The sequence below is a fragment of the Methylophilus flavus genome, from assembly GCF_042678905.1.
In the GTDB taxonomy this organism is placed as follows: domain Bacteria; phylum Pseudomonadota; class Gammaproteobacteria; order Burkholderiales; family Methylophilaceae; genus Methylophilus; species Methylophilus flavus.
On the sequence record NZ_JBHTLN010000001.1, the window covers coordinates 984,929 to 1,006,339 of the forward strand.

The 21,411-nt window shown below is 49.5% G+C and carries 26 protein-coding genes; 19 read left to right on the top strand and 7 right to left on the bottom strand.

The genetic code is table 11. The features are described from left to right. The first annotated feature begins 6 nt into the window (after nucleotides 1–6). Genes pyrR through ACFQ2T_RS04650 form a run of 3 tightly spaced genes read left to right on the top strand, consistent with a single transcriptional unit; the run spans nucleotide 7 to nucleotide 2,826 of the window. Complete coding sequence (gene pyrR / locus ACFQ2T_RS04640; RefSeq protein WP_379031142.1) at nucleotides 7–555, top strand: bifunctional pyr operon transcriptional regulator/uracil phosphoribosyltransferase PyrR; 549 nt, start codon at nucleotides 7–9, stop codon at nucleotides 553–555. Between the two features lies 1 nt (nucleotide 556). Continuing rightward, complete coding sequence (locus tag ACFQ2T_RS04645) at nucleotides 557–1,513, top strand: aspartate carbamoyltransferase catalytic subunit (protein ID WP_379031145.1); 957 nt, start codon at nucleotides 557–559, stop codon at nucleotides 1,511–1,513. Further along, a complete protein-coding gene (locus tag ACFQ2T_RS04650; protein ID WP_379031148.1) occupies nucleotides 1,510–2,826 on the top strand; it encodes a dihydroorotase in 1,317 nt (438 codons plus the stop codon). The genes ACFQ2T_RS04645 and ACFQ2T_RS04650 overlap by 4 nt, the downstream gene beginning before the upstream one ends. A 77-nt stretch (nucleotides 2,827–2,903) precedes the next feature. Here the strand turns inward: ACFQ2T_RS04650 and ACFQ2T_RS04655 are convergent, their stop codons facing one another. Both ACFQ2T_RS04655 and ACFQ2T_RS04660 read right to left on the bottom strand, forming a co-directional pair. After that, nucleotides 2,904–4,064: a PilT/PilU family type 4a pilus ATPase gene (locus ACFQ2T_RS04655; RefSeq protein WP_379031151.1), complete on the bottom strand. Its 1,161-nt coding sequence runs from the start codon at nucleotides 4,062–4,064 to the stop codon at nucleotides 2,904–2,906. Between the two features lie 8 nt (nucleotides 4,065–4,072). Next, nucleotides 4,073–5,116, bottom strand: a complete 1,044-nt coding sequence (locus ACFQ2T_RS04660; RefSeq protein ID WP_379031154.1) for a type IV pilus twitching motility protein PilT — start codon at nucleotides 5,114–5,116, stop codon at nucleotides 4,073–4,075. Nucleotides 5,117–5,190: 74 nt separating this feature from the next. Here ACFQ2T_RS04660 and ACFQ2T_RS04665 point away from each other — a divergent pair, with 74 nt between their 5' ends. From ACFQ2T_RS04665 to ACFQ2T_RS04675, 3 genes are read left to right on the top strand one after another with little or no spacing between them, the layout of a single operon-like run. Beyond that, nucleotides 5,191–5,928: a YggS family pyridoxal phosphate-dependent enzyme gene (locus ACFQ2T_RS04665; RefSeq protein ID WP_379031156.1), complete on the top strand. Its 738-nt coding sequence runs from the start codon at nucleotides 5,191–5,193 to the stop codon at nucleotides 5,926–5,928. A 2-nt stretch (nucleotides 5,929–5,930) separates the two neighbouring features. Next, nucleotides 5,931–6,761, top strand: coding sequence for a pyrroline-5-carboxylate reductase (gene proC / locus ACFQ2T_RS04670; RefSeq protein WP_379031159.1), 831 nt, complete (start codon nucleotides 5,931–5,933; stop codon nucleotides 6,759–6,761). Beyond that, complete coding sequence (locus ACFQ2T_RS04675) at nucleotides 6,761–7,309, top strand: YggT family protein (protein ID WP_379031162.1); 549 nt, start codon at nucleotides 6,761–6,763, stop codon at nucleotides 7,307–7,309. Before proC ends, ACFQ2T_RS04675 begins: the two co-directional genes overlap by 1 nt. 41 nt (nucleotides 7,310–7,350) lie before the next feature. Here the strand turns inward: ACFQ2T_RS04675 and rng are convergent, their stop codons facing one another. Beyond that, nucleotides 7,351–8,817, bottom strand: a complete 1,467-nt coding sequence (rng, locus tag ACFQ2T_RS04680) for a ribonuclease G (RefSeq protein WP_379033896.1) — start codon at nucleotides 8,815–8,817, stop codon at nucleotides 7,351–7,353. Between the two features lie 50 nt (nucleotides 8,818–8,867). Further along, complete coding sequence (locus tag ACFQ2T_RS04685) at nucleotides 8,868–9,434, bottom strand: Maf family protein (RefSeq protein ID WP_379031164.1); 567 nt, start codon at nucleotides 9,432–9,434, stop codon at nucleotides 8,868–8,870. A gap of 175 nt (nucleotides 9,435–9,609) precedes the next feature. Here ACFQ2T_RS04685 and ACFQ2T_RS04690 point away from each other — a divergent pair, with 175 nt between their 5' ends. The 13 genes from ACFQ2T_RS04690 (at nucleotide 9,610) to ACFQ2T_RS04750 (ending at nucleotide 16,769) form a co-directional block, all read left to right on the top strand. Next, complete coding sequence (locus ACFQ2T_RS04690) at nucleotides 9,610–10,470, top strand: ATP-binding protein (RefSeq protein WP_379031167.1); 861 nt, start codon at nucleotides 9,610–9,612, stop codon at nucleotides 10,468–10,470. A gap of 2 nt (nucleotides 10,471–10,472) precedes the next feature. Continuing rightward, nucleotides 10,473–11,432: a Nudix family hydrolase gene (locus ACFQ2T_RS04695; protein ID WP_379031170.1), complete on the top strand. Its 960-nt coding sequence runs from the start codon at nucleotides 10,473–10,475 to the stop codon at nucleotides 11,430–11,432. Between the two features lie 58 nt (nucleotides 11,433–11,490). Continuing rightward, a complete protein-coding gene (locus ACFQ2T_RS04700; RefSeq protein WP_379031173.1) occupies nucleotides 11,491–11,868 on the top strand; it encodes a septal ring lytic transglycosylase RlpA family protein in 378 nt (125 codons plus the stop codon). Between the two features lie 211 nt (nucleotides 11,869–12,079). Further along, nucleotides 12,080–12,439 carry a hypothetical protein gene (locus tag ACFQ2T_RS04705; RefSeq protein WP_379031175.1) on the top strand — a complete coding sequence of 120 codons (360 nt, stop codon included), beginning with the start codon at nucleotides 12,080–12,082 and terminating at the stop codon, nucleotides 12,437–12,439. Nucleotides 12,440–12,528: 89 nt separating this feature from the next. Then, nucleotides 12,529–12,924, top strand: coding sequence for a VOC family protein (locus tag ACFQ2T_RS04710; RefSeq protein ID WP_379031178.1), 396 nt, complete (start codon nucleotides 12,529–12,531; stop codon nucleotides 12,922–12,924). Between the two features lie 67 nt (nucleotides 12,925–12,991). Next, a complete protein-coding gene (locus ACFQ2T_RS04715) occupies nucleotides 12,992–13,372 on the top strand; it encodes a hypothetical protein (protein ID WP_379031180.1) in 381 nt (126 codons plus the stop codon). Between the two features lie 120 nt (nucleotides 13,373–13,492). After that, the gene (locus tag ACFQ2T_RS04720) at nucleotides 13,493–14,089 is read left to right on the top strand and encodes a GNAT family N-acetyltransferase (protein ID WP_379031183.1); all 597 of its coding nucleotides are present in this window, start codon (nucleotides 13,493–13,495) and stop codon (nucleotides 14,087–14,089) included. Nucleotides 14,090–14,099: 10 nt separating this feature from the next. Next, nucleotides 14,100–14,555 (top strand): membrane protein insertion efficiency factor YidD, encoded by a 456-nt coding sequence (yidD, locus tag ACFQ2T_RS04725; protein ID WP_379033898.1) that lies wholly within the window; start codon nucleotides 14,100–14,102, stop codon nucleotides 14,553–14,555. 72 nt (nucleotides 14,556–14,627) lie between these two features. Further along, on the top strand, nucleotides 14,628–15,122 hold the full coding sequence (locus ACFQ2T_RS04730) for a hypothetical protein (RefSeq protein WP_379031186.1): 495 nt from the start codon (nucleotides 14,628–14,630) through the stop codon (nucleotides 15,120–15,122). A gap of 38 nt (nucleotides 15,123–15,160) precedes the next feature. Continuing rightward, nucleotides 15,161–15,511, top strand: a complete 351-nt coding sequence (locus ACFQ2T_RS04735; RefSeq protein ID WP_379031189.1) for a VOC family protein — start codon at nucleotides 15,161–15,163, stop codon at nucleotides 15,509–15,511. Nucleotides 15,512–15,521: 10 nt separating this feature from the next. Continuing rightward, on the top strand, nucleotides 15,522–15,956 hold the full coding sequence (locus tag ACFQ2T_RS04740) for a DoxX family protein (RefSeq protein WP_379031192.1): 435 nt from the start codon (nucleotides 15,522–15,524) through the stop codon (nucleotides 15,954–15,956). A 198-nt stretch (nucleotides 15,957–16,154) separates the two neighbouring features. Further along, the gene (locus ACFQ2T_RS04745) at nucleotides 16,155–16,505 is read left to right on the top strand and encodes a hypothetical protein (protein WP_229007680.1); all 351 of its coding nucleotides are present in this window, start codon (nucleotides 16,155–16,157) and stop codon (nucleotides 16,503–16,505) included. Between the two features lie 39 nt (nucleotides 16,506–16,544). Next, the gene (locus tag ACFQ2T_RS04750; protein WP_379031195.1) at nucleotides 16,545–16,769 is read left to right on the top strand and encodes a VF530 family protein; all 225 of its coding nucleotides are present in this window, start codon (nucleotides 16,545–16,547) and stop codon (nucleotides 16,767–16,769) included. A gap of 16 nt (nucleotides 16,770–16,785) precedes the next feature. Here ACFQ2T_RS04750 and ACFQ2T_RS04755 read toward each other — a convergent pair whose 3' ends face one another. The 3 genes from ACFQ2T_RS04755 to ACFQ2T_RS04765 form a co-directional block, all read right to left on the bottom strand. Further along, on the bottom strand, nucleotides 16,786–17,718 hold the full coding sequence (locus ACFQ2T_RS04755; protein ID WP_379031198.1) for an alpha/beta hydrolase: 933 nt from the start codon (nucleotides 17,716–17,718) through the stop codon (nucleotides 16,786–16,788). Nucleotides 17,719–17,945: 227 nt separating this feature from the next. After that, the gene (locus ACFQ2T_RS04760; RefSeq protein ID WP_379031201.1) at nucleotides 17,946–19,757 is read right to left on the bottom strand and encodes a putative bifunctional diguanylate cyclase/phosphodiesterase; all 1,812 of its coding nucleotides are present in this window, start codon (nucleotides 19,755–19,757) and stop codon (nucleotides 17,946–17,948) included. Nucleotides 19,758–19,759: 2 nt separating this feature from the next. Further along, nucleotides 19,760–21,304, bottom strand: a complete 1,545-nt coding sequence (locus ACFQ2T_RS04765; RefSeq protein WP_379031204.1) for an HD-GYP domain-containing protein — start codon at nucleotides 21,302–21,304, stop codon at nucleotides 19,760–19,762. Between the last annotated feature and the right edge of the window lie 107 nt (nucleotides 21,305–21,411).

The following is a 21,411-nucleotide window of genomic DNA, read 5'->3' on the forward strand; positions in this document are numbered from 1 at the left end:
ACTCTCATGATACTGCCTGACCCCGAACAGTTACTGGATCAGCTTTACGACCAATTAAAACCCCGCATCAACGACAATACCGCACTGGTCGGCATTTATACCGGCGGCGTGTGGCTGATGGAAAAATTACTGCTACGCCTGCAAACAGAACTCGGGCGTGACATTGCCCATGGCAAACTCAGCGCTTCCATGTACAGGGATGACTATGCCAGACGCGGCATGAAAACTGTCGCCCAGCCTGGCCATATACCATTCGATGTGAATGACAGGCATATCATTCTAATAGACGATATTTTTTACACTGGCCGCACGGTACGCGCCGTGATTAACGAATTATTTGATTATGGCCGCCCTGGCCTGATAGAACTGGCCGCGCTGATAAACCGCGGTGGTGCACAGTTACCGATCCGCCCGGATATTGTCGGTGCCGATATTCCACTCCAGCCCCATCAGGCGTTCGAGCTTTCGATCAATACCCAGGGACGCCTGAACCTTACCGTGACAGAGACCAAACCAGCTGACGACAACTCTCCTGTAGATACTGGAGCCAATTAACATGTATAACCCGCAACTGAACGCGCAGGGGCAGCTACAACACCTGCTCAGTATCGAAGGCCTGCCCAAACGTATCCTGACGGACATCCTGGATGCCGCCGAAAACTTTGTCGGCGTGGCTGAACGCGAGATCAAGAAAGTGCCGCTGCTGCGCGGTAAAACCGTCTGCAACCTGTTTTTTGAAAACAGCACGCGTACACGCACTACCTTTGAGATTGCCGCCAAACGGCTGTCTGCCGATGTGCTGAACCTGAATGTCAGCACCTCATCGCAATCCAAAGGCGAGAGCATACTCGACACCGTCAATAACCTGATTGCCATGCATGCGGATATGTTTGTCGTCCGCCACCAACAAAGTGGCGCTGCACACTTTATTGCGCAGCATGTGCCACCGCACATCAGTGTGATTAACGCCGGCGACGGCCGCCATGCGCATCCTACCCAGGGTTTGCTGGATGTATTCACCATCCGAAAATATAAACCCGAGATGCACAATCTGCGCGTTGCGATTGTGGGTGATGTCTTGCATTCGCGGGTAGCCCGTAGTGAAATTCATGCACTCGCCACACTGGGTGTGCCTGAAATCCGGGTCATTGCACCACGTACGCTGTTACCCGCTGAGGTTGAAAAACTGGGCGTACAGGTGTATCACAATATGGAGCAAGGCCTGAAAGACGTGGATGTGATCATGATGCTGCGCCTGCAAAACGAACGCATGTCAGGCGCCTTATTGCCAAGTACCCAAGAGTTTTTCCAGACCTTTGGCCTGACACCCGAGCGGCTGACACTGGCGAGACCAGATGCGATAGTGATGCACCCTGGCCCGATGAACCGTGGCGTTGAAATCGATTCCAGCGTAGCGGATGGCAAACAATCTGTCATTCTGCCGCAAGTCACTTATGGCATCGCGGTACGCATGGCAGTGATGGCGATTCTGGGGGGAGGCAACGCCGCATGAATATAATCATCAAACAAGGTCGCGTGTTGGACGCCAGCCAGCAGCTGGATGCAGTCAAAGACATTTATATCAGGGAAGATAAAATTGTTGCCATAGGTGATGCCCCGGCAGGTTTTAAAGCCGACCAGACGCTGGATGCCAATGGCAAATGGGTACTGCCTGGCCTTGTGGATTTGTGCGCACGCCTGCGCGAACCCGGCAGCGAATATAAAGCCACCCTGCTGAGCGAACTGCGCGCGGCCATGGCTGGTGGTGTCACCAGCCTGGCCTGCCCGCCGGATACCGATCCGGTGCTGGATGAGCCTGGCCTGGTTGAAATGCTCAAACATAGAGCCAAGTCACACGCGCTGGCTCATGTCTACCCGCTGGGTGCAGTCACCCGTCAGCTGGAAGGCCACTTCCTGACAGAAATGTTTGCCCTGACTTCTGCTGGCTGCGTCGGTTTTTCACAAGCAGATACAGCGATTGTCGATACCCAAGTACTATGGCGCGCGTTTGAATACTCCGCTACCTTTGGCTACACCCTGTTTATGCGCGCAGAAGACCCTTACCTGGCGAAAAATGGCGTGGCTCACGATGGGGAAGTGGCTTCCAGGTTAGGCCTGAAAGGCATACCGGTGGCAGCTGAAAGCATCGCCCTGCAAACCATGCTGCGCATAGCCCAGAATACAGGCGCCAAATTACATATTGCCCGCGTCTCCACGGCTGAATCTGTCGAACTGATACGCCAGGCCAAGCAATCCGGCGTCAGCCTGACTGCGGATGTCAGCATCCAGCATCTGCACCTGACAGAAATGGATATCGGCTTTTTTGACAGCATGGCGCATTTAAAACCACCGGTACGCACGCAGCGCGACCGTGATGCCTTACGTGCCGGGTTACTTGATGGCACGCTGGATGCGATTTGCTCCGACCACACGCCGGTGGATGACGATGCCAAAGCCTTACCATTTGCCGAGTCGCACCCCGGCGCTTCGGCTTTGGAACTGTTATTGCCACTCACCATGAAATGGGCAGCGCAAGCCAAACTCACTCCTGCGCAGGCATTGCTGAAAATCACCCAAGCACCTGCCAACATTCTAGGCATCGCCGCCGGTACTTTGAAGGTTGGCGCCACTGCCGATGTGGTGGTTTACGACCCTGAAGTCGAATGGCGTGTCGATAGCCGTGTACTGGTCAGCCAAGGCAAGAATACGCCTTTCCTGAACCAGTCTTTGTCCGGCAAAGTTTCGGCAACCATCACCAGTGGCGAACTGGTGTTCCAGCAGGAAACGCTGCAACTGGGCGTCCAGCCAGGTATTCACGCCGTTTGAAAACAACAGGCCACTGCTCATTTTTGAGCGATGGCCTGTTAATCAGCGCAGCTTAAGGCTGCGCCTTAAGAATGCCCTTATAAAATATCCAGGTTAGAAATCCTGCTTTGGTCCTGGTTTTCCGGATTAACAAGCTTGCTGTTCAGTTTAATCTTCAGCCTTAAATCATTTACCGAATCAGCATTGCGCAAAGCATCGTCATAAGTGATCTTACTTTCTTCATATAACTCAAATAATGCCTGATCAAACGTTTGCATGCCCAGTTCGCGAGATTTGGCCATGATCTCTTTGATCGCGTGTACATCGCCTTTATAAATCAGATCCGAGATAAGTGGCGAATGCAGTAGCACTTCTACCGCAGCGACGCGACCACTTCCATCCACTTTGGGAATCAGGCGTTGTGATGCGATACAGCGCAGATTGAGCGATAAATCCATCAGTAATTGCTGACGGCGCTCTTCCGGGAAAAAGTTAATGATCCGGTCCAGCGCCTGGTTGGTGCTGTTGGCATGCAAGGTCGCCAGGCACAAGTGCCCGGTTTCCGAGAAGGCAATCGCGTAATCCATGGTTTCACGGTCACGGATCTCGCCAATCATGATCACGTCCGGCGCCTGGCGCAGGGTGTTTTTCAAGGCCGCGTGCCAGTTTTCGGTATCCACGCCCACTTCACGCTGGGTGACAATACAATTCTTGTGGCCATGGATAAACTCTACCGGATCTTCAATGGTAATAATATGGCCGTAGCTGTTTTCATTCCTATGACCCAGCATCGCTGCCATGGAAGTAGACTTGCCCGAACCGGTGCCGCCGACAAAGATCACCAGGCCGCGTTTGGCCATCATCACGTCTTTGAGCACTGGCGGTAGTTTCAAATCCTCAAATTTCGGGATATTGGTATTAATGACGCGGAACACCAGCCCGGTTGCGCTACGTTGAATAAAGGCGTTGACGCGGAAGCGTCCCACTGTGGACATACTGATGGCGAAATTGCATTCACGGGTAGTCTGAAACTCCTGCGCCTGCTTGTCATTCATCACTGCGCGCGCTATTTCTGCGGTTTGCTGGGTGTTGAGCGTTTGTGATGACACTGGCGTCAGTTTGCCGTCTATCTTCATCGCCGGCGGAAAACCGGCTGTGATAAACAAGTCTGAAGCTTTTTTGGTCACCATCAGCTTCAGCAAGTCATTTACAAACTTCTCGGTCTGGGCCAGGTCGGCGCCAGTTTGTATGCTATCCATCGTCTGTGCTACCCAATAATCGAATCGCGGTTGGCCGCTTTGGTCCGCGCTTCACCGGCACTAATGATATTGCGCTTCACCAGGTCTTGCAGGTTCTGGTCCAGCGTCTGCATGCCAACGTTTTGCCCGGTCTGGATAGCAGAATACATCTGCGCAATCTTGTTCTCACGGATCAGGTTACGGATAGCCGGTGTGCCTATCATGATTTCATGTGCCGCCACGCGGCCCTGTTCATCCTTGGTTTTACAGAGGGTTTGCGAGATCACCGCACGCAAAGACTCTGACAGCATGGAGCGCACCATTTCTTTTTCAGCAGCCGGGAACACGTCCACCACCCGATCTATCGTTTTGGCAGCGGAACTGGTGTGCAGTGTACCGAATACCAGGTGACCGGTTTCAGCGGCCGTTAGCGCCAGGCGTATGGTTTCCAGGTCACGCATCTCACCGACCAGGATCACATCCGGGTCTTCACGCAAGGCTGACCGCAAGGCGTTATCAAATGATTGCGTATGCGGGCCGACTTCACGCTGGTTGACCAGCGATTTCTTGGAACTATGCACAAATTCGATCGGGTCTTCCACGGTCAGGATATGCGACATTTGTGTCTCATTGATGTAATCGACCATGGCAGCAAGCGTAGTCGACTTACCTGAACCCGTAGGCCCGGTTACCAGCACAATGCCGCGCGGCGTATCGGCGAGGTCTTTAAACACACGGGGTGCATTCAGCTCTTCCAGCGTCAGCACCTTGCTCGGAATGGTACGGAATACCGCACCGGCACCACGTTGCTGGTTAAAAGCATTGACCCGGAAACGTGCCAGATCGGGGATTTCGAAGGAAAAATCGCATTCCAGCTTTTCCTCAAACACCTTGCGCTGGGTATCATTCATGATGTCGTACAGCATGCGATGGACTTCAGCGTGATCCATCGCCGGCAAATTGATCTTACGGATGTCGCCATGCACACGTATCATCGGTGGCAAACCGGAAGATAAATGCAAGTCTGACGCTTTATTTTTGACAGAAAATGTCAATAAATCTGAAATATCCACAATTCACTCCAGTGATTATTTATATAATGTTGTTTTGTTATTAACCTGCATACCAGAGCTCGCCTTACCCAGCCATGACCGCCCCTATTCACGCCCCTGCTGACAATATTGCTGAGATACAGCAAACCATTGCACAGGCAAAAGCGCGCTTTCAAATGTCTCAAAACGTGACGCTGTGCGCAGTGAGCAAATCACAACCGGCTGAAGCTATCCGTGCAGCTTATGCAGCAGGCCAAACCGTGTTTGGCGAAAATTACCTGCAAGAAGCGCTCAGTAAACAGGCGCAGTTACAGGACTGTGCAATAGCATGGCACTTTATCGGGCCGATTCAAAGCAACAAAACACAGCAAATTGCCCGTCAATTCGATTGGATACACTCGGTTGACCGCTTAAAAATTGCGCAACGCCTGTCAGATGCACGCTCACCAGAGCTTGCGCCGCTGAACATTTGCCTGCAAGTGAACATTAGTGAGGAAGCAAGCAAGAGTGGTGCCAGTGGCCAGGAATTGCTGGAACTTGCCTTACAGATCAAACAATTGCCACACTTGCACTTGCGCGGGTTGATGGCGATCCCGGCGCCACAACAAGACTTTGCAGCCCAACGTGACCAATTCCGGCAGGTGCGCGCGCTGTTCGAGCATCTGAATACGCATGACCTGCAACTAGATACCTTATCGATAGGCATGAGCGGCGACTACCAGGCCGCGATTGCCGAAGGCGCTACACTGGTACGCATAGGCACCGCGATTTTTGGTGCGCGCCAGCCCAAACCTTCCCCAGATTCAGATTTAGCCAGCAAAGGAGCTGCTTAACCATGTCTTCACTCGCATCACCCCGCATTGCTTTTATAGGCGGCGGGAACATGGCGCAAGCCCTGATCACCGGCCTTAAACAGCGCGCCTTCCCCATGCAGCAGATTACGGTGATAGACCCTGATGCCGGCAAGCATGATCGATTGCAGAAAAATCTGGGCGTGCTTACGGCGCAGAGCTTATCCGGGCAGGCATTACACGTCGATGTGATTGTGCTTGCGGTGAAGCCGCAGCAGTTGAAAGCAGTAGCAGAATCACTTGCGCCTTTCCTGCAATCGCAACTGGTGATTTCAGTCGCGGCCGGTATACGTACCGCAGATTTAAGCCGCTGGTTGAATGGCTATCGCACGCTGGTACGCACCATGCCTAACACGCCGGCGCAAATCCAGGCGGGCGTGACCGGCGTGTTTGCCCTTGCTGATGTCAATGACACGCAGCGTCAACTGGCAGATACATTGCTACAGGCAGCGGGTGAAGTAGTATGGCTGACGGATGAAGCACAGCTGGATGCCGTGACCGCCATTTCTGGTAGTGGTCCGGCCTATGTATTTCTTCTGATTGAAGCCCTTACGGAAGCGGGCGTTGCACTGGGACTGGATCAAGCACAGGCACTGAAGCTGAGTATCGCAACATTCAGAGGTGCCAGCCTGCTGGCCGCTGCCAGCGAAACGCCTGTTGCCACATTGCGCGAGCAAGTCACTTCCAAAGGCGGCACGACAGAACAAGGCTTGCTGAGCCTCAATCAGCACAATATCCATGCCATCATGCAACATGCGGCACAACAAGCAGCCAACCGGGCAAAAACCCTGGGCGACGAACTGGGAGGACAATAATGTTAGGTGAGATGACCGTATTTTTGCTGAGGACCGTATTCGGCATATTGACGTTTTTACTGGTGTTGCGTTTCCTGATGCAATGGACGCGTACCTCGTTTCAAAACCAGCTCGGGCAAATGACCATGGTGCTGACCGATTTCATGGTCAAACCGACGCGCAAGCTGATCCGCCCGGTCAGGCAATGGGATATCTCTACTTTGTTGCTGGCTTACCTGATGCAGCTGATTTTGTTCGCCCTGCTTTCAACACTGACAGGCTTGGGCGCTGCGCCTGTATTGTGGGTGTGGCAGGCGATTTTTGGCGTACTGGAGCAGATCGTAGATGTATTCTTCTATGCCATTCTGCTGATGGCGATTCTAAGTTGGGTGAACCCTTACAGCCCTATTTATGGGGTGATAAACCAACTCAGCTATCCTATTCTCGACCCCTTACGCAGGGTGTTGCCACAGATCCAGGGCTTTGATTTTTCAGCGCTGGTCGCACTGATCTTGCTGCAAATGATCAGCCATATCGTGTTGCCAGGGCTGGCAGCCAGCATATTTTAGTACTCTAGCCTGGGCGACTGCTTAGTCGCCCAGCATTTGATTTACATCCAGACAATATCGAACTCTTCGCGCCCGTACTGGGTATCCGGGTGCAGTGTCACCGGTTTTTTAATAAAGTCAGAGAGGCTGGCCAGGCTTTGCGATTCCTCATCGCCCAGCATATTAATCACTTCAGGCGATGCCAGGATTTTAAAGGCATTGGCACTCTTGAACTGCCGTGACTCACGCAACAATTCACGCATGATTTCATAGCTAATCGTTTGCGCTGTTTTCAGTTCGCCACGGCCCTGGCAGACCTTGCAGGATTCACATAGCAGATGCGCCAGGCTTTCCCTGGTACGCTTGCGGGTAAGCTCCACCAATCCCAGCGCAGAGAAACCATTCACATTGATACGCGCCCTATCCAGCGTCACCGCTTTGCGCAGCTCTTCCAGTACCGCTTCACGCTGCGCGTCCTCATCCATATCGATAAAGTCGACGATGATAATGCCGCCCAGATTACGTAAACGTAGCTGGCGCGCGATGGTTTGTGCGGCTTCAAGATTGGTTTTAAATATGGTGTCAGACAGGTTTTTGCCACTGACAAAGCTACCAGTGTTCACATCGACCGTGGTTAATGCTTCAGTCTGGTCAAAAATCAGGTAACCACCAGACTTTAGTTCTACCTTGCGGGAAAGTGCTTTTTCGATTTCATTTTCGATATCATAAAACTCGAACAGGGAGCGCTCACCCTTGTAATGAGTCAGCGGCTTGACGGCGTGAGAGACATACAGCTCGGCAAACTCTTTCAAACGCTCGAACATTTCGCGGGAATCAACGCGGATATTGGTGGTTTCCTTGCACACTACGTCGCGCAAGATACGACGCGGCAAACTCAGGTCATAAAAAATCAGCGACCGCTCACCGACGGTTTTGCTCTCAGTCTGGATCTTGCTCCACACCCTGCGCAGGTATTCAATGTCAGCCAGTAACTCTTCATCAGTTGCAGCCTCTGACATAGTGCGGATGATATAACCGCCTTCGCGCTCTTCCGGCAGTAAACCCAGCAAACGGTTACGCAAGAATTCGCGTTCTTCCTCTATATCAATGCGTTGCGAGACACCAATATGTTTTTGATAAGGCAAATAAACCAGGAAGCGCCCGGCGATACTGATTTCAGTGGTCAGGCGCGCACCCTTGGTGCCAATCGCTTCCTTGATCACTTGCACGATAATCGATTGACCTTCATGCAGTACTTCCTGGATCGGCCTGTCAGTTTTGACATCGCCTTCTTCAGAGTGACATTCCATAATATCGGCAGCGTGTAAAAAAGCCGCGCGCGGCAAGCCAATTTCAACAAACGCAGATTGCATGCCGGGCAGCACCCGCACCACGGTACCGCGATAGATGTTACCGACAATGCCAAGTGACGATGCCCGCTCTATGTGTAACTCCTGGACCACACCTTGCTCCAGAATCGCCACGCGCGTCTCCTGCGGCGTGACATTGATTAATACTTCCTGCGCCAATGACATTTTGCTTTACCCGATCCCAAACCGTTAGCGTTTTTTTCCAGAGTTTACCACGCGTGCAACAACTGCGCCGTTTCATGCAGCGGCAAGCCCATCACCCCGCTATAGCTGCCGTCGATACGCGCAATCCAGGCACCCGCGCGGCCTTGTATTCCATAGGCACCGGCTTTGTCCATCGGTTCACCGCTAGCCACATAATCCTGCAAAACATCCTTAGGCACTTGCATCATTTCCACGCGCGTTGTGTTCAGTAAACAGTGCACTTCACCAGTCAGAAAAACCGCCACCGCCGTATGCACCAGATGCACACTGCCACTCAGGCGGGACAGCATTGCCATCGCCTCGTCAGCATTCTCTGGTTTGCCAAGAATCTCTTGTCCCAGCGCCACGGTGGTATCCGCAGCCAGAATGGGTAATCCGCTATTTGCATGCGTGGCGGCTATCGCCAGCGCCTTGGCTTTTGCCAGACGTTGTACATATATAGCAGGGTCTTCACCGGCTAGACAGGATTCATAAATATCCGCGGGGACAATCTCGCACTGCACCCCGAGTTGCGCCAATAGTTCCACGCGGCGCGGGCTGCGCGATGCCAGAATAATCTTTTTGTGTTGCATAATTAAGTAACCTGTTGGAATTGAAAACGTGACTGGTATAAGCCCGACAAGTTACCACAAAGGCGCCGAAATTTGCGGCAAAGCCATTTTGCCAAAGCAACACTGGCGCTGACAGCCCTTTCCGGCATTGTGTACAATAGCCGCTCACCTCACACGACAATTTAAGAAAACCTGCATGAATTCGATTGAACACCTGCTACAGCGTGCCGAACATTTGATCACGCGCCTGGAAACCCTGTTACCTGCACCGCTGGCTGAACCTAACTGGCAAGTCACTGCCTGGCGCTGGGTCAAACATGGTGCGCAAGGCCAACTGCATGCAGTCGAACATCCGCATACGGTTTCGCTGGAAGATATCCGCTTTATCGACAGGCAAAAAGCTGAAGTAGTACGCAACACAAAACAGTTCCTGCAAGGCCTGCCCGCCAACCATGTACTGCTGACTGGTGCGCGTGGCACCGGCAAATCGTCATTGGTGAAAGCCTTGCTGAATGCTTATGCAGACATTGGGTTAAGACTGATCGAAGTCGATAAACAGGATTTAACCGACTTGCCGCAAATCACACAATTGATCAGGAACCGACCGGAAAAATTCATTATTTTCTGTGACGATCTCACGTTTGAAGCCAACGACACCGGTTATAAAGCCCTGAAAGTCATCCTTGACGGTTCGATTGAAAACGCTTCATCCAATTTGTTGGTGTACGCTACTTCCAACCGCAAAAACCTGATGCCTGAATATATGGCGGACAATCAACCGGTGCTGGAAAAAACCGGTGAGATTCGCCCGAATGACACCATAGATGAAAAAACCTCGCTGGCCGAACGCTTTGGCCTGTGGCTATCTTTCTACAGTTTTGACCAGGATGAATACCTGAACATTGCCGAACACTGGCTCAAAAGCTTTGGCGTCAGCATGGATGACACTGCCCGACATGCTGCCTTGCAGTTTTACCATACCCGTGGCGCCCGCAGTGGCCGCGTCGCTTTCCAGTTTGCCAAGGATTACGCCGGCAAACTCCAATTGAAGTCTTAAGGATGGCAAAACTAGTCCAAGTCGCGGTCGCCATCCTGATACGACCAAACGGTGATTACCTGCTCGCCAGCCGGCCTGATGGCAAAGGCTGGGCAGGCTGGTGGGAATTCCCCGGTGGCAAGATTGAAACTGGGGAAAGCCCTGAACACGCATTGATTCGTGAATCACAGGAAGAGTTGGGCATTACGCCGACCCGGATACAACCATGGATCAAACGTCGCTACGACTACCCTGCCACACATGATGCAGAAGCTAAAACCGTATTGCTGCATTTCTTTTTTGTCAGCGAATGGCAAGGTGAATTACAAGCGCGTGAAGGCCAGCAGTTTGCCTGGCAGCATCCGCAAAAGCTGAATGTCAGCCCGGTGCTCCCCGCAAATGCCCCTATCATGCAGGCACTGTCATTGCCCTCTGTGTACGCCATCAGCAATGTACAGAAAATGGGGGAACATACTTTCTTGCAAGCATTGAGAAAACAATTGGATCAAGGCCTGCAACTGCTGCAAATCCGCGAACTGCAACTCGACGAAAGCAACCTCTCTCAGTTGAGCACAAAAGTCTTGTCATTGTGCGCGCCTTACGACTGCCGCTGTTTGTTAAATAGCAGCCCGGAACAAGCCTTGCAACTCGGCTACCAAGGCGTGCACCTTAACAGCCAGCGCCTGATGACCATGATTACTAAGCCAGATAACCTGCTCACTGGCGCTTCCTGTCACGATGCTGAGCAACTGCAAAAAGCACAGGATCTGAAACTTGACTGTGCCCTTCTCTCGCCGGTGTTGCCGACATCAAGTCATCCTGAAGCAAGCGGCTTAGGTTGGGAGAAATTTAGTGAAATGCTAAATGGTCTGGAAATACCGATCTATGGTTTGGGTGGCATGCGACCGGAACATGTTTCACAAGCTCAAGCCAGTGGCGCGCGTGGTATAGCTATGCAACGAGCGATCTGGATACAACCATGACTGGACCCACCTTGCATCGCATCTGTCTTCAAAACATAAACTCAAAGCGGGGATTAAATTGACAAGGTATCTTTTAGTATTTATCGCTTTCGTTATCAGTGGATGCGGCACACTCAGTCCCAAGTCCAATGCAGACTGGGTTGGATACAAGGAAAGTGGAAAGGGGTCATATTACGCCAACAGCCACCAGTCAAAAAAGACGGCAAGCGGTGAGCTATATAAACAGGAACTTAAAACAGGTGCACATAAAGTATTGCCATTTGGTTCGCTGGTTAAAGTGACAAACGTCGATACTGGTAAATCGGTCCTTGTCAAAATTAACGATCGTGGCCCCTATGTAAAAGGACGGGTAATTGATCTCTCAAAGTCTGCATTCAGTGAGATTGGCAGCATTTCAAACGGTGTGATTGATGTGCAAATCGAGGTTATCGAATAATATCCCACTCAAGCGTTAGGTCTCACATCACTCAAGGACTCACAACTCTGCATAGCGCTGGGAAACTCTTATATTCGTCTACAGATTTTTAAGCCTAATCCAACCATCAAGTGCGACTGGTGAAAACGCACTTTGATGATACAGTTTTAATAACGAGGGTTGTGCCACCATTATCGCCAGCCCCTTTCTTCAACCGTTAGGAATTCAAAATATGCCGATGGGGATTAGACAAGCAGTTATAGCAATATGGGCAACACTTGCTATTGATGCATTGCTAGCCTTATATGAAAAATTGACTGGTCATGCTACAGATGGCGAGTTTACATTTGCACTCATTCTTTATTCGTTGCTTTGTATTTTGCCTTACAAAATTAGTAATAAAAGTAATGCTGCTCGCTATGCCTATTTAATTATTACAATTGCATCAGCTCTCATAATGCTTGGTGGGGTCGGTTACGAAAAAATGAAACTTGAATATGTTATTTCAATTTCTCTTATTCCAGTTGAAATCTTTATTCTTTATCGGCTATTCCAAAAAGGCACATCTGATTGGTTTAGAAAAGAAAAATGACTGCTAACCCATCCCTCAAGCGGGACGTGCTAAAGCGTGCCCCTTATGCCAAACGTTAGGTTTTCTTAGTTCAGTACATTAGGATTGATATGTACATTCCACCCGGCTTTAATACAATTACACCTTACTTTTTCGTTAAAGACGCCGAGTCTTTTATAGCATTTCTAGTCAACGGGTTGGGAGGTTCTGAAACTTGCCGCACCATGCGCCCCAACGGTCATATTTTGAATGTTCAGGTAGTTATTGGTACATCTACAGTTATGGTTAGCGAGGCAACAATAGAATACCCAAATATGGGTTGTGCTTTTTACCTGTATGTTGAAAATGCGGATGCCTCAATGAAACGAGCCATTGAACACGGGGCATCTCTAGAAATGGATGTGCAGGATATGCCTTATGGAGACCGCCAAGGTGGCGTCAGGGACAAACATGGGAACATTTGGTGGGTGTCGGAGAGAGTGCTGCATGAGCCATACACCTCTTAACCCTAAGCCATCATTCAAGCGGGACGCCTAACGGCGCCCCTTAATTCAAACGTTGGGCATAATAATTATGAAAATAATCAGATTTTTTGTAGTTGTATTATCCCTTTGGAGCTTTGGAGACACAGCAATGGCTGAAGGAAGTGCGGCTATAACGTTGGAGCAACTAAACCAGATGTTTGAAAACATGCGATCGAACCCTGGTTACAAGAAATGGAACATCAACGGCAATTTACTTTGGGGCTATTTTTTACAGACCCCAACCCAAAAAAACTTCAAACAGTTGCTGAATACCTCACAAAGAATGGCTATCGCTTTGTTAATATTTACCCGACAGACGATAAGAAAACTTTTTTTTCTGCATGTGGAAAAAATTGAGCATCATAGTCCTGAATCTCTTAATGAACGAAACCACGAATTCTACAAGCTCGCTGTAAAGGTATCACCTTGAGTCATATGATGGAATGGACGTTGGTCCTGCTAATTAGACTCCAATGCCAAACCTATCATTCAACAGGGACGCGCTAAAGCGCGCCCCTTATGTTAAACGTTAGGCTTCCAAAAAACCACAATGTTGCACATTCACGAAATTGAAACAGAAAGGCTGCTTCTGCGTCAATGGCAGCGCTCTGATTTCCTTGCCTTTGCGCAAATGAACAGCGACGAAGAGGTGATGCGGTACTTCCCGGCAAAGCTGAGCGAGCAAGAGAGTTACGCAATGGCCCAGCGATGCCATGACCTTATTGAACAGCGCGGCTGGGGATTTTGGGCCGCTCAGGAAAAATTGTCTAATGAATTCATTGGATTTATTGGTCTGCACATACCAATTGCCGACCTACCGTTTTCGCCCTGCGTGGAAATTGGCTGGAGGCTCGCTCAGTCCTCATGGGGTAAAGGACTGGCGACAGAGAGCGCCCGTGCCGCGCTTGAGTTTGCCTTCAACAAATTGTTGTTGCCTGAAGTGGTTGCTTTCACTACTCTGGAAAATGAACGATCGGAGCGCGTTATGAAGCGACTTGGTATGCAAAGAGATCAACTAACTTTCCAACATCCGTCGTTACCAGATGGTCACCCTATGCGTGAGCATTGCTTGTATCGCCTATCTGCCGCGGCCTTTGCCCAACAGTCAAGCAGGGTGCCTGATGGCAACCCTCAATTCAAACGTTAAGCAAAATTCAATGCAACTCCTTGCGCTTAACATCATCAGGTTTTATCAACACTTTATTTCCCCGTTCAAGGGTTTTTGTTGCGCCTACAGCCATCACACTGGGCATGCAAGCTGCTCTACTCTTGGTTTTCGTGCAATTCAACGATATGGCGTAATTGATGGTTTTTTTGTTTTAAGAAGACGACTTTATCTTTGTGGAGTATCACATCGTCGCTATTCGCCGCCAAAATTAAGGCCGCATCGGAAACAACGAGGAGATTGTGACATTGGGTGTGACTTACCTTGCGATAATGGTTGCAAACTGCCAAATCTAAAATCATGTCCCATGTTCAACGTACTTAACTGTGCAGATGCATGTAACTGTGATTGGCCTTCAAGCAATAAAAAGGACGAGAAAAAGGAAGAGGAAATTCATCTTCCTCCGAAACTCGAAAGAAATACGTTTGCTAAAAGCTCCATTGGCTAGTCAAGTCAAGCGGGCTAGCCGGCGGCTGGTGCTATAGAGTATTAATTTTCATTTTTAAACTATAAAACGAATATGCCCATCACTCCCTTTCATTTTGGCCATGGTGCAGCGATTCATGCTATAGCACCTAAGCATGTCAGTTTTTTAGCCTTTTGCACTGCCAATGTCCTGATTGATATTGAGCCACTTTATTACATGATTACGGGGCAGTATCCCTTACACAGATTTTTTCATACTTACATCGGCGCAACCATCATCACGGTGATTACCGTGCTTATTTTCTTTGCTGCGCTAAAGTTGTCTTCAAGAATAACGTTACCTAATCCATTTCATTGGCAAAGCTTAAGTCCTTTTCCCATTTGGCTAGGTGCAGCAACTGGCAGTTATTCTCACATTGCGTTCGATAGTCTCATGCACGCCGACATTGCTCCACTCTCACCATTTAGTAAGACTAACGTGCTTTATCAGCTGATCCCACTCGGAGAACTTCATCTTTTTTGTCTATTCTCTGCCTTTTTAGGTTTGGTTATACTAGGTATTCGTCAGTTACTTAAGTCTAAACGTTGAGGCTAAACGATTATTCAAGGGCTTCTTTTGGAAACCGCATGAACGTCAAACGAATCATTGCCAACATCGCAGTGCCACAAGAATCTGATGCGGATGCTTTCTATCAAGGTATTCTTGGTCTTGATCTTGCTATGGATCAGGGATGGATTCGCACATATGCTGGCTCTGCCCAAATGCCAGTACAAATCAGTGTTGCCAGTCAGGGCGGTTCCGATACGCCAGTACCTGATATTTCTATTGAAGTAGACAATCTTGATGAGGCACTACGGCGAGTCATGGAAGCTAATATTCCACTAGAGTATGGCCCTGTCAGCGAACCATGGGGTGTTCGCCGGTTTTATGTCAGGGATCCTGTTGGCAAACTCATTAATATTCTTCAACATGAATAGCTCATACTCTATGACTCAAAAAATAATCGATAATTGCAGTACTAAGAAAGTCCGTGATCCAAAACTTGGGCTACCCAGGATACTGGCGCTTGCCTTTGTTTTCTTATGGTTTTTTATTGGTGGAATTGCGCATTTTGCCTTTACTGAACTCGAGATGAAAATTGTGCCTCCCTGGTTGCCTGCACACAGGGAGTTGGTGGTGATTAGTGGCGTCTTTGAGTTGGCAGGCGCTATCGGAATTTTATTCACCCGCACACGCCGCATTGCGGGTTGGGGACTGATTCTGTTAACTATTGCAGTGACACCTGCTAATATTTTTATGTTGCAAAACGCCAGCCAGTTTCCCGATGTGCCTTATTGGGCGCTAGTCGCTCGCTTACCTTTGCAGATGCTGTTGTTGTTATGTATTTGGTGGGCAACCAAGCCTCCTTTATTACATCGTTAGCGCATCTAAATAAAATCCATATCATGCTGCACCAAGGCTGCAATTCAAGTCGAGATAAAGCCCGATAACTTTAGAAGTATCGAAGCGCTCATTGACTTAGAGACTTGGGACAGGAAGTTAATTTTTTGATGGCCTAAACTACTACCAAACTGTGATTGGCTAACTCCCGCGCCTTCGCTTTAGGCTACAATCGTTATCATGTACGAATCAAAAAATAAGCCACCTATTCCACACAGACTGTTCGCCAAGCGTGTTGCGCTCCATGCTGTTATCGCTATCGGTTTGTTGCTGCTTTCACTGGCTATAGGGATGGCGGGCTACATGCATTATGAGCAGCTCGCGTGGCGCGATGCCTTTTTAAACTCGGCAATGCTGATGGGTGGCATGGGGCCTGTGGATGCGCCAAAAACAGATGATGGAAAAATCTTTGCCGGCCTATATGCATTATATGCGGGGCTTGTTTTTATAGTCACGGTTGGTTTGGTTCTGACACCAATTGTGCATCGCATCATGCACAAGTTTCACTGGCAGCAAGATAGCCAGGCTTAATCAAGAAACCAAAATATCAATATTAACCTGCCCCAAAAAATGACTACCTCTAAACCTGCTCAGCCAAATAATCCTTTACACGGCGTTACGCTTGAAAGTATCGTGACACGACTGGTTGACCATTACGGCTGGGAAAAGCTTGGCGATAAAATCAATATCAATTGCTTTAACAACGATCCATCGGTGAAGTCCAGCCTCAAGTTCTTGCGCAAAACACCCTGGGCCAGGGAGCAGGTGGAAAATTTATATCTATCCACCTTCTAAGTAGCTGGCACCGACTTTAATGCTGTTTTATAAACGCTGCAATCGTATCTAACATACATTTGTCACGTAGGGGTTTTGCCAGTTTGGCCGCCATATCGACGTGGCCATACCCGGCAAACTCGGCAACTTCGACCGGACCGCCTGCGGCCTTGATTTTGGCAGCCAGGTTGTAAGTGTTTCTGGGCCAGACGGTGCCGTCTTTTGTACCTACCATCAGCAACATGGGTGGATTGTTGCCGGTGACAAAGTTAATCGGTTGCGATTTTGATCGCTGATCTTCCGGGCCAAAAATGGTTTTCAATCGATTACTCTTTAGCGGCAGGAAATCATAAGGGCCAGCCAGGCCTATCATGCCTGCGAAGTCTTGTGGTTTGCTGTTCTGTTTTGCAAGAAACTCGGGATCTAATGTCAGCATGGCGGCAATATGCGCACCGGCTGAATGCCCTGCCAGGAAAACACGCTCGGGGTCACCGCCAAATTCAGCCGCATGTAGTTTGACCCATTTGGCGGCTTTGGCCGGGTCTTCCATAAAGCCGGGGAACAGCACCTCAGGGTAGACGCGATAATCTGGAATCACTGCAATAAAGCCCTGCGAAGTCATAGCTTCGCCTATAAATTTGTAGCTACCGCGATTGCCGGAATCCCAGCTGCCACCGTAAAAAAATACCACGACCGGTAAGGTTTTGTTTGTTACGGTGCGGGTGTTTTCTGTTTTTCCATTTAACTCAGGATTTTCACTCACCGGGTTTGCCGGAATGTAGATATCCAGTGTTTTCCTGGGTGAATCACCATAGGCAACACCACTGGTGAGTCGATATGCTTTATCGGAAATCACCGCATTGAGTATGTTCACCGGCGAACAAGCGCTTGTCAGCAAACCCATGATGACTAGTGCGGTGGTGTAAAAACTGGCAGGAATGAGAGTGGGAATCGCATGAAAATTAGGCATAGATTATTGTTAGTGTTTTCAATAAGGATCATTGGATGAATGATTAACGTATTAACCTAATCAAAAAGCTATGAGCCTTTAGTCCCGAAAAAATTCAATTCAGATGTAGAGGTTTATACGCCACAACGATGACCCACGATATTAGACAGATTGCCTGCCCAGCACCAATCATGATTTGATTTGCTAATGCCTTACTGATGCTTAGGCGTAATTTGATAGGTGATGCCTTATGCAGTTGCCTGCTGATTCACGATTGCCACTTCTGGAACCGATGCTTTCCCCTCTTCTATCCATGCTAAAAACTGCTCAAAGGGTAAAGGTCGGGAGAAGTAATAACCCTGGATTTTTTCGCATTGCAATGACTGGATAATTGCCAGGCAGTCGGCATCTTCAACACCTTCGGCAACGACTTTTTTACCCAGCCCGTGGGCCATGGTGATGATGCCCTGGACGATGGCACGGTCTTGTGCTGAATGCGCTACGTTACGAACGAAGGATTGATCGATTTTCACCAGGTCTATCGGCAGATTACGCAGGCGTGACATGGAAGAATAACCTGTACCAAAATCATCCAGCGCCATGCGGCACCCCATGCTGGTGAATTCGTGCATGATCTCGACAGCGGTATCTTCATCCACCAGCAAGCCGTTTTCGGTGATTTCAAGTGTGAAAATACTGGCTTCTACATCCCAAAGCTTTAATGCCTGCGCGAGCAAATATGGCAATTCCCTATTGATCAAATCGTCAGCAGTCAGGTTGATGGAAAGAAAAATCGGCTGCTGCGTTTTCTGTTTAATGGTGCTGGCCAAGCGGCATGACGTGTTAATCAGCCAGCGGATAAACATGTTGCCCAAGCCCTGTTGGTACAGCACTTCGATCACCACCGGCGGCGGAATGAATTCACCATTTGCTTTGCGACACCTCAACAATGCCTCGGCGCCCATGCATTCCCCGCTATGGGTATCCACAATCGGTTGCAGATATAAAGCCATACGGTCATTTTCGAACGCTTCCAGTACGTCCTGCCGCAGTTGTGCGTTGGCATCTGCATGCTGGCTTAATGCTTCTGAATACGTGGCAAAAGATTGATAGGTGCTATCCGCGTGCTCTAGTGCCAGACGTGCTTGCGAAAGCATATCTTCGGCTTTTTTGTGGGTAGCATCGCGACACACACCGCCGATCACCGGGCTCACAGAAAACATCTGGTGATTGGCATTCACGGTGAATTCAAATGGGCGTCTAAGCTTCGCCGAGAGCAGGTCGAGCTTCACGCTATGGTCTAGCTGCGGTGATAACACTGCAAACTCGTATGCATCAAGGTGGAACAAGGTATGGTCTTTAGGCAGGCTTTGTTGCAGGCGTTTTATGATTTCAACGGCGACTTCAGGCATACGGTGGCGATGGCCATCCAGCATGGTAGAACTCAGTTTAAAGCTGATCAGTAGCAAGCCTGCTTCGGACTGGCTAAAGATCAGCAGTTGCTGCAATTGTTCCATCAGCAAGCGGCCGTTAGGTAAATGACTATGCTGATGGTGGCGTCTGGCGAACTCGAGAGCGGTATGGTCATACCTGGCGGCTGACTCTATCAAGCAATGCGAAAGGCAATGCTTAAGCGCTTGCGTTTTAGAGTTTGAAAACCATTGCGGAACGGATATGGCACTCAATAATGTATCCACGGAGGTAATGGAAACACCTTCTGCATACAAGTCAATCCAGATGACAGCCAGGTCATTGAAAGCCTCTGTAAATGCATCCAGATCATGACGCTGGACCAGCTTCTCAATAGCGCTGCTATATTGTTGCACCAGCGCCCGGTTCACCTGCGGCTCATTCATTAAATGCGTTTGTATGTGTGCTACTTGCGCAGACTGCAAGCGGAGTGCGCTACGCGTAACATCAGCGGGCTTCAGGCCAAACTGCAAAAGGCGTGCTGCCAATGCATCGGCTGATAACGGCTGGTAACGCCTAAATGCTCTTTGCTCTGACGGCTTGTCACTTTCAAGCCGTGCTGCGCGCTCAGTAGGTTGTATGTATTGCATGTTTAATCGTAATAGTGCGCCGGATTAAGCCCGTAGCAATCTGGGGGTAAGCCACGCACGATTCTATATGCATCGCCGGCTGGCGTCAGCGGACCATGAATCAGGTCCAGGGTGACAGGCGATTTCATACGTACTTTTTGTGTATCCAGCAAGATCATCACGCGCGGTTGTAATCGCCGGATCTGGTTCTGCTGAATCACGACTGCAACTTCGCCGCTATTCAGCTCAACCAGCGAGCTGACCGGGTAGATACCGAAAAACTGGATCAGCTGGTCTATCAATGACTCGCTGAATTTTTCATTCTTGGTGGTATATAAGTGCTCTAGCACCTGATGACTGAACATGCCTTTGGCATACGGTTTATCGCTGGTCATGGCGCAATAGGTATCCATAATGCCGGCAATTTGCCCGAGTAAAGAAATATCGGCGCCTGCAAGCTGATTGGGATAACCGCTGCCATCAAACCGCTCATGGTGTTCAGCCACAATCTGCATCACATCCTGGCTGATATCGGTATTGGACCGCAAAGTATCCAGGCTGGTCTGCACGTGCTGCATCACCAACAGGAACTCGCTTTCCTCCAACCGGCCTGGTTTTTGCAGGATTTCGGTAGGAATCTGGATTTTGCCTAGATCCTGAAACAGGCCAGCCATGCCCAAATCTTTGACATGCTTTCTCGGCAGCGACAGGAAATGACCGAATGCCATCATATTGATGCTGACATACAGCGCCTTGTTGTAGGCATAATCATCAGTTTGCCTGAGGCGGGAAAGCCACAACAGCGCATCCGGATTACGCTCAATGCTCTGCAACATATTATCGAGCGACTGGCTGACATGCACCAGATCTACATTGGTGCCTAGCGCGATCTTCTCAAACACATCGCGGGTATCCGCCTCAGTTTTGGCAAACTGCGGATATACCTCAACAATCTCAAGCTCCACCGGAATACTTGAAGCGATTGTTTCCTGTTGATCCGGGGCTGTTTTCTGCAGTTTAATCAGGTCACTGTCCGCATTTTTCTTTTGCGGAGTGCTTAAACCGTAAAGCCAGCTGTACAGCCGGTTCCAGAATGATACCGAGGCCTGCTGGTGATGTTTTTGAGAAGTTTGCGCTGATACAGGCTTTACATGTGTAGATACATTTGCTGATTTCGCAGAGGTCGATTGAGGTGATGCCACATCCACCACAGGCGGCACTTTACCTTCGCGCAACGCGTGTACAACCTTTAAAAAACTATTTGGAGACTGTGACCTGCGGGATGTCGCAGTAGGTGAACCTTCATTTACCTGGCTGGCGGACGCAGTGCGGGAAACACCTGTCGCTTTCTCACGTTTAACTGGCGCGAAATGCATACCGGTAGACATATTTTTATCTACCATGACTTCACGGCATAGCGTACGCAACTCACTCAGCTGCGTGTCATTCTCTATCAGGAAACCCTGCAGGATAAATGGACTATCCAGCCATGGAATGTCTAATTCAGCGACAAACATACCGAGCGCCAGTTCTCCGGTACGCATACGCTGCAATGTGTTGGTTGTCATTGCCCTATAACCTGTTGTTAATATTATTACCGATCATCAATGGATATGCATCCTGAGTAAATACCAGGTCCGCATACAGATAACGGCTAGCCAGGAAGTAAGTTAAG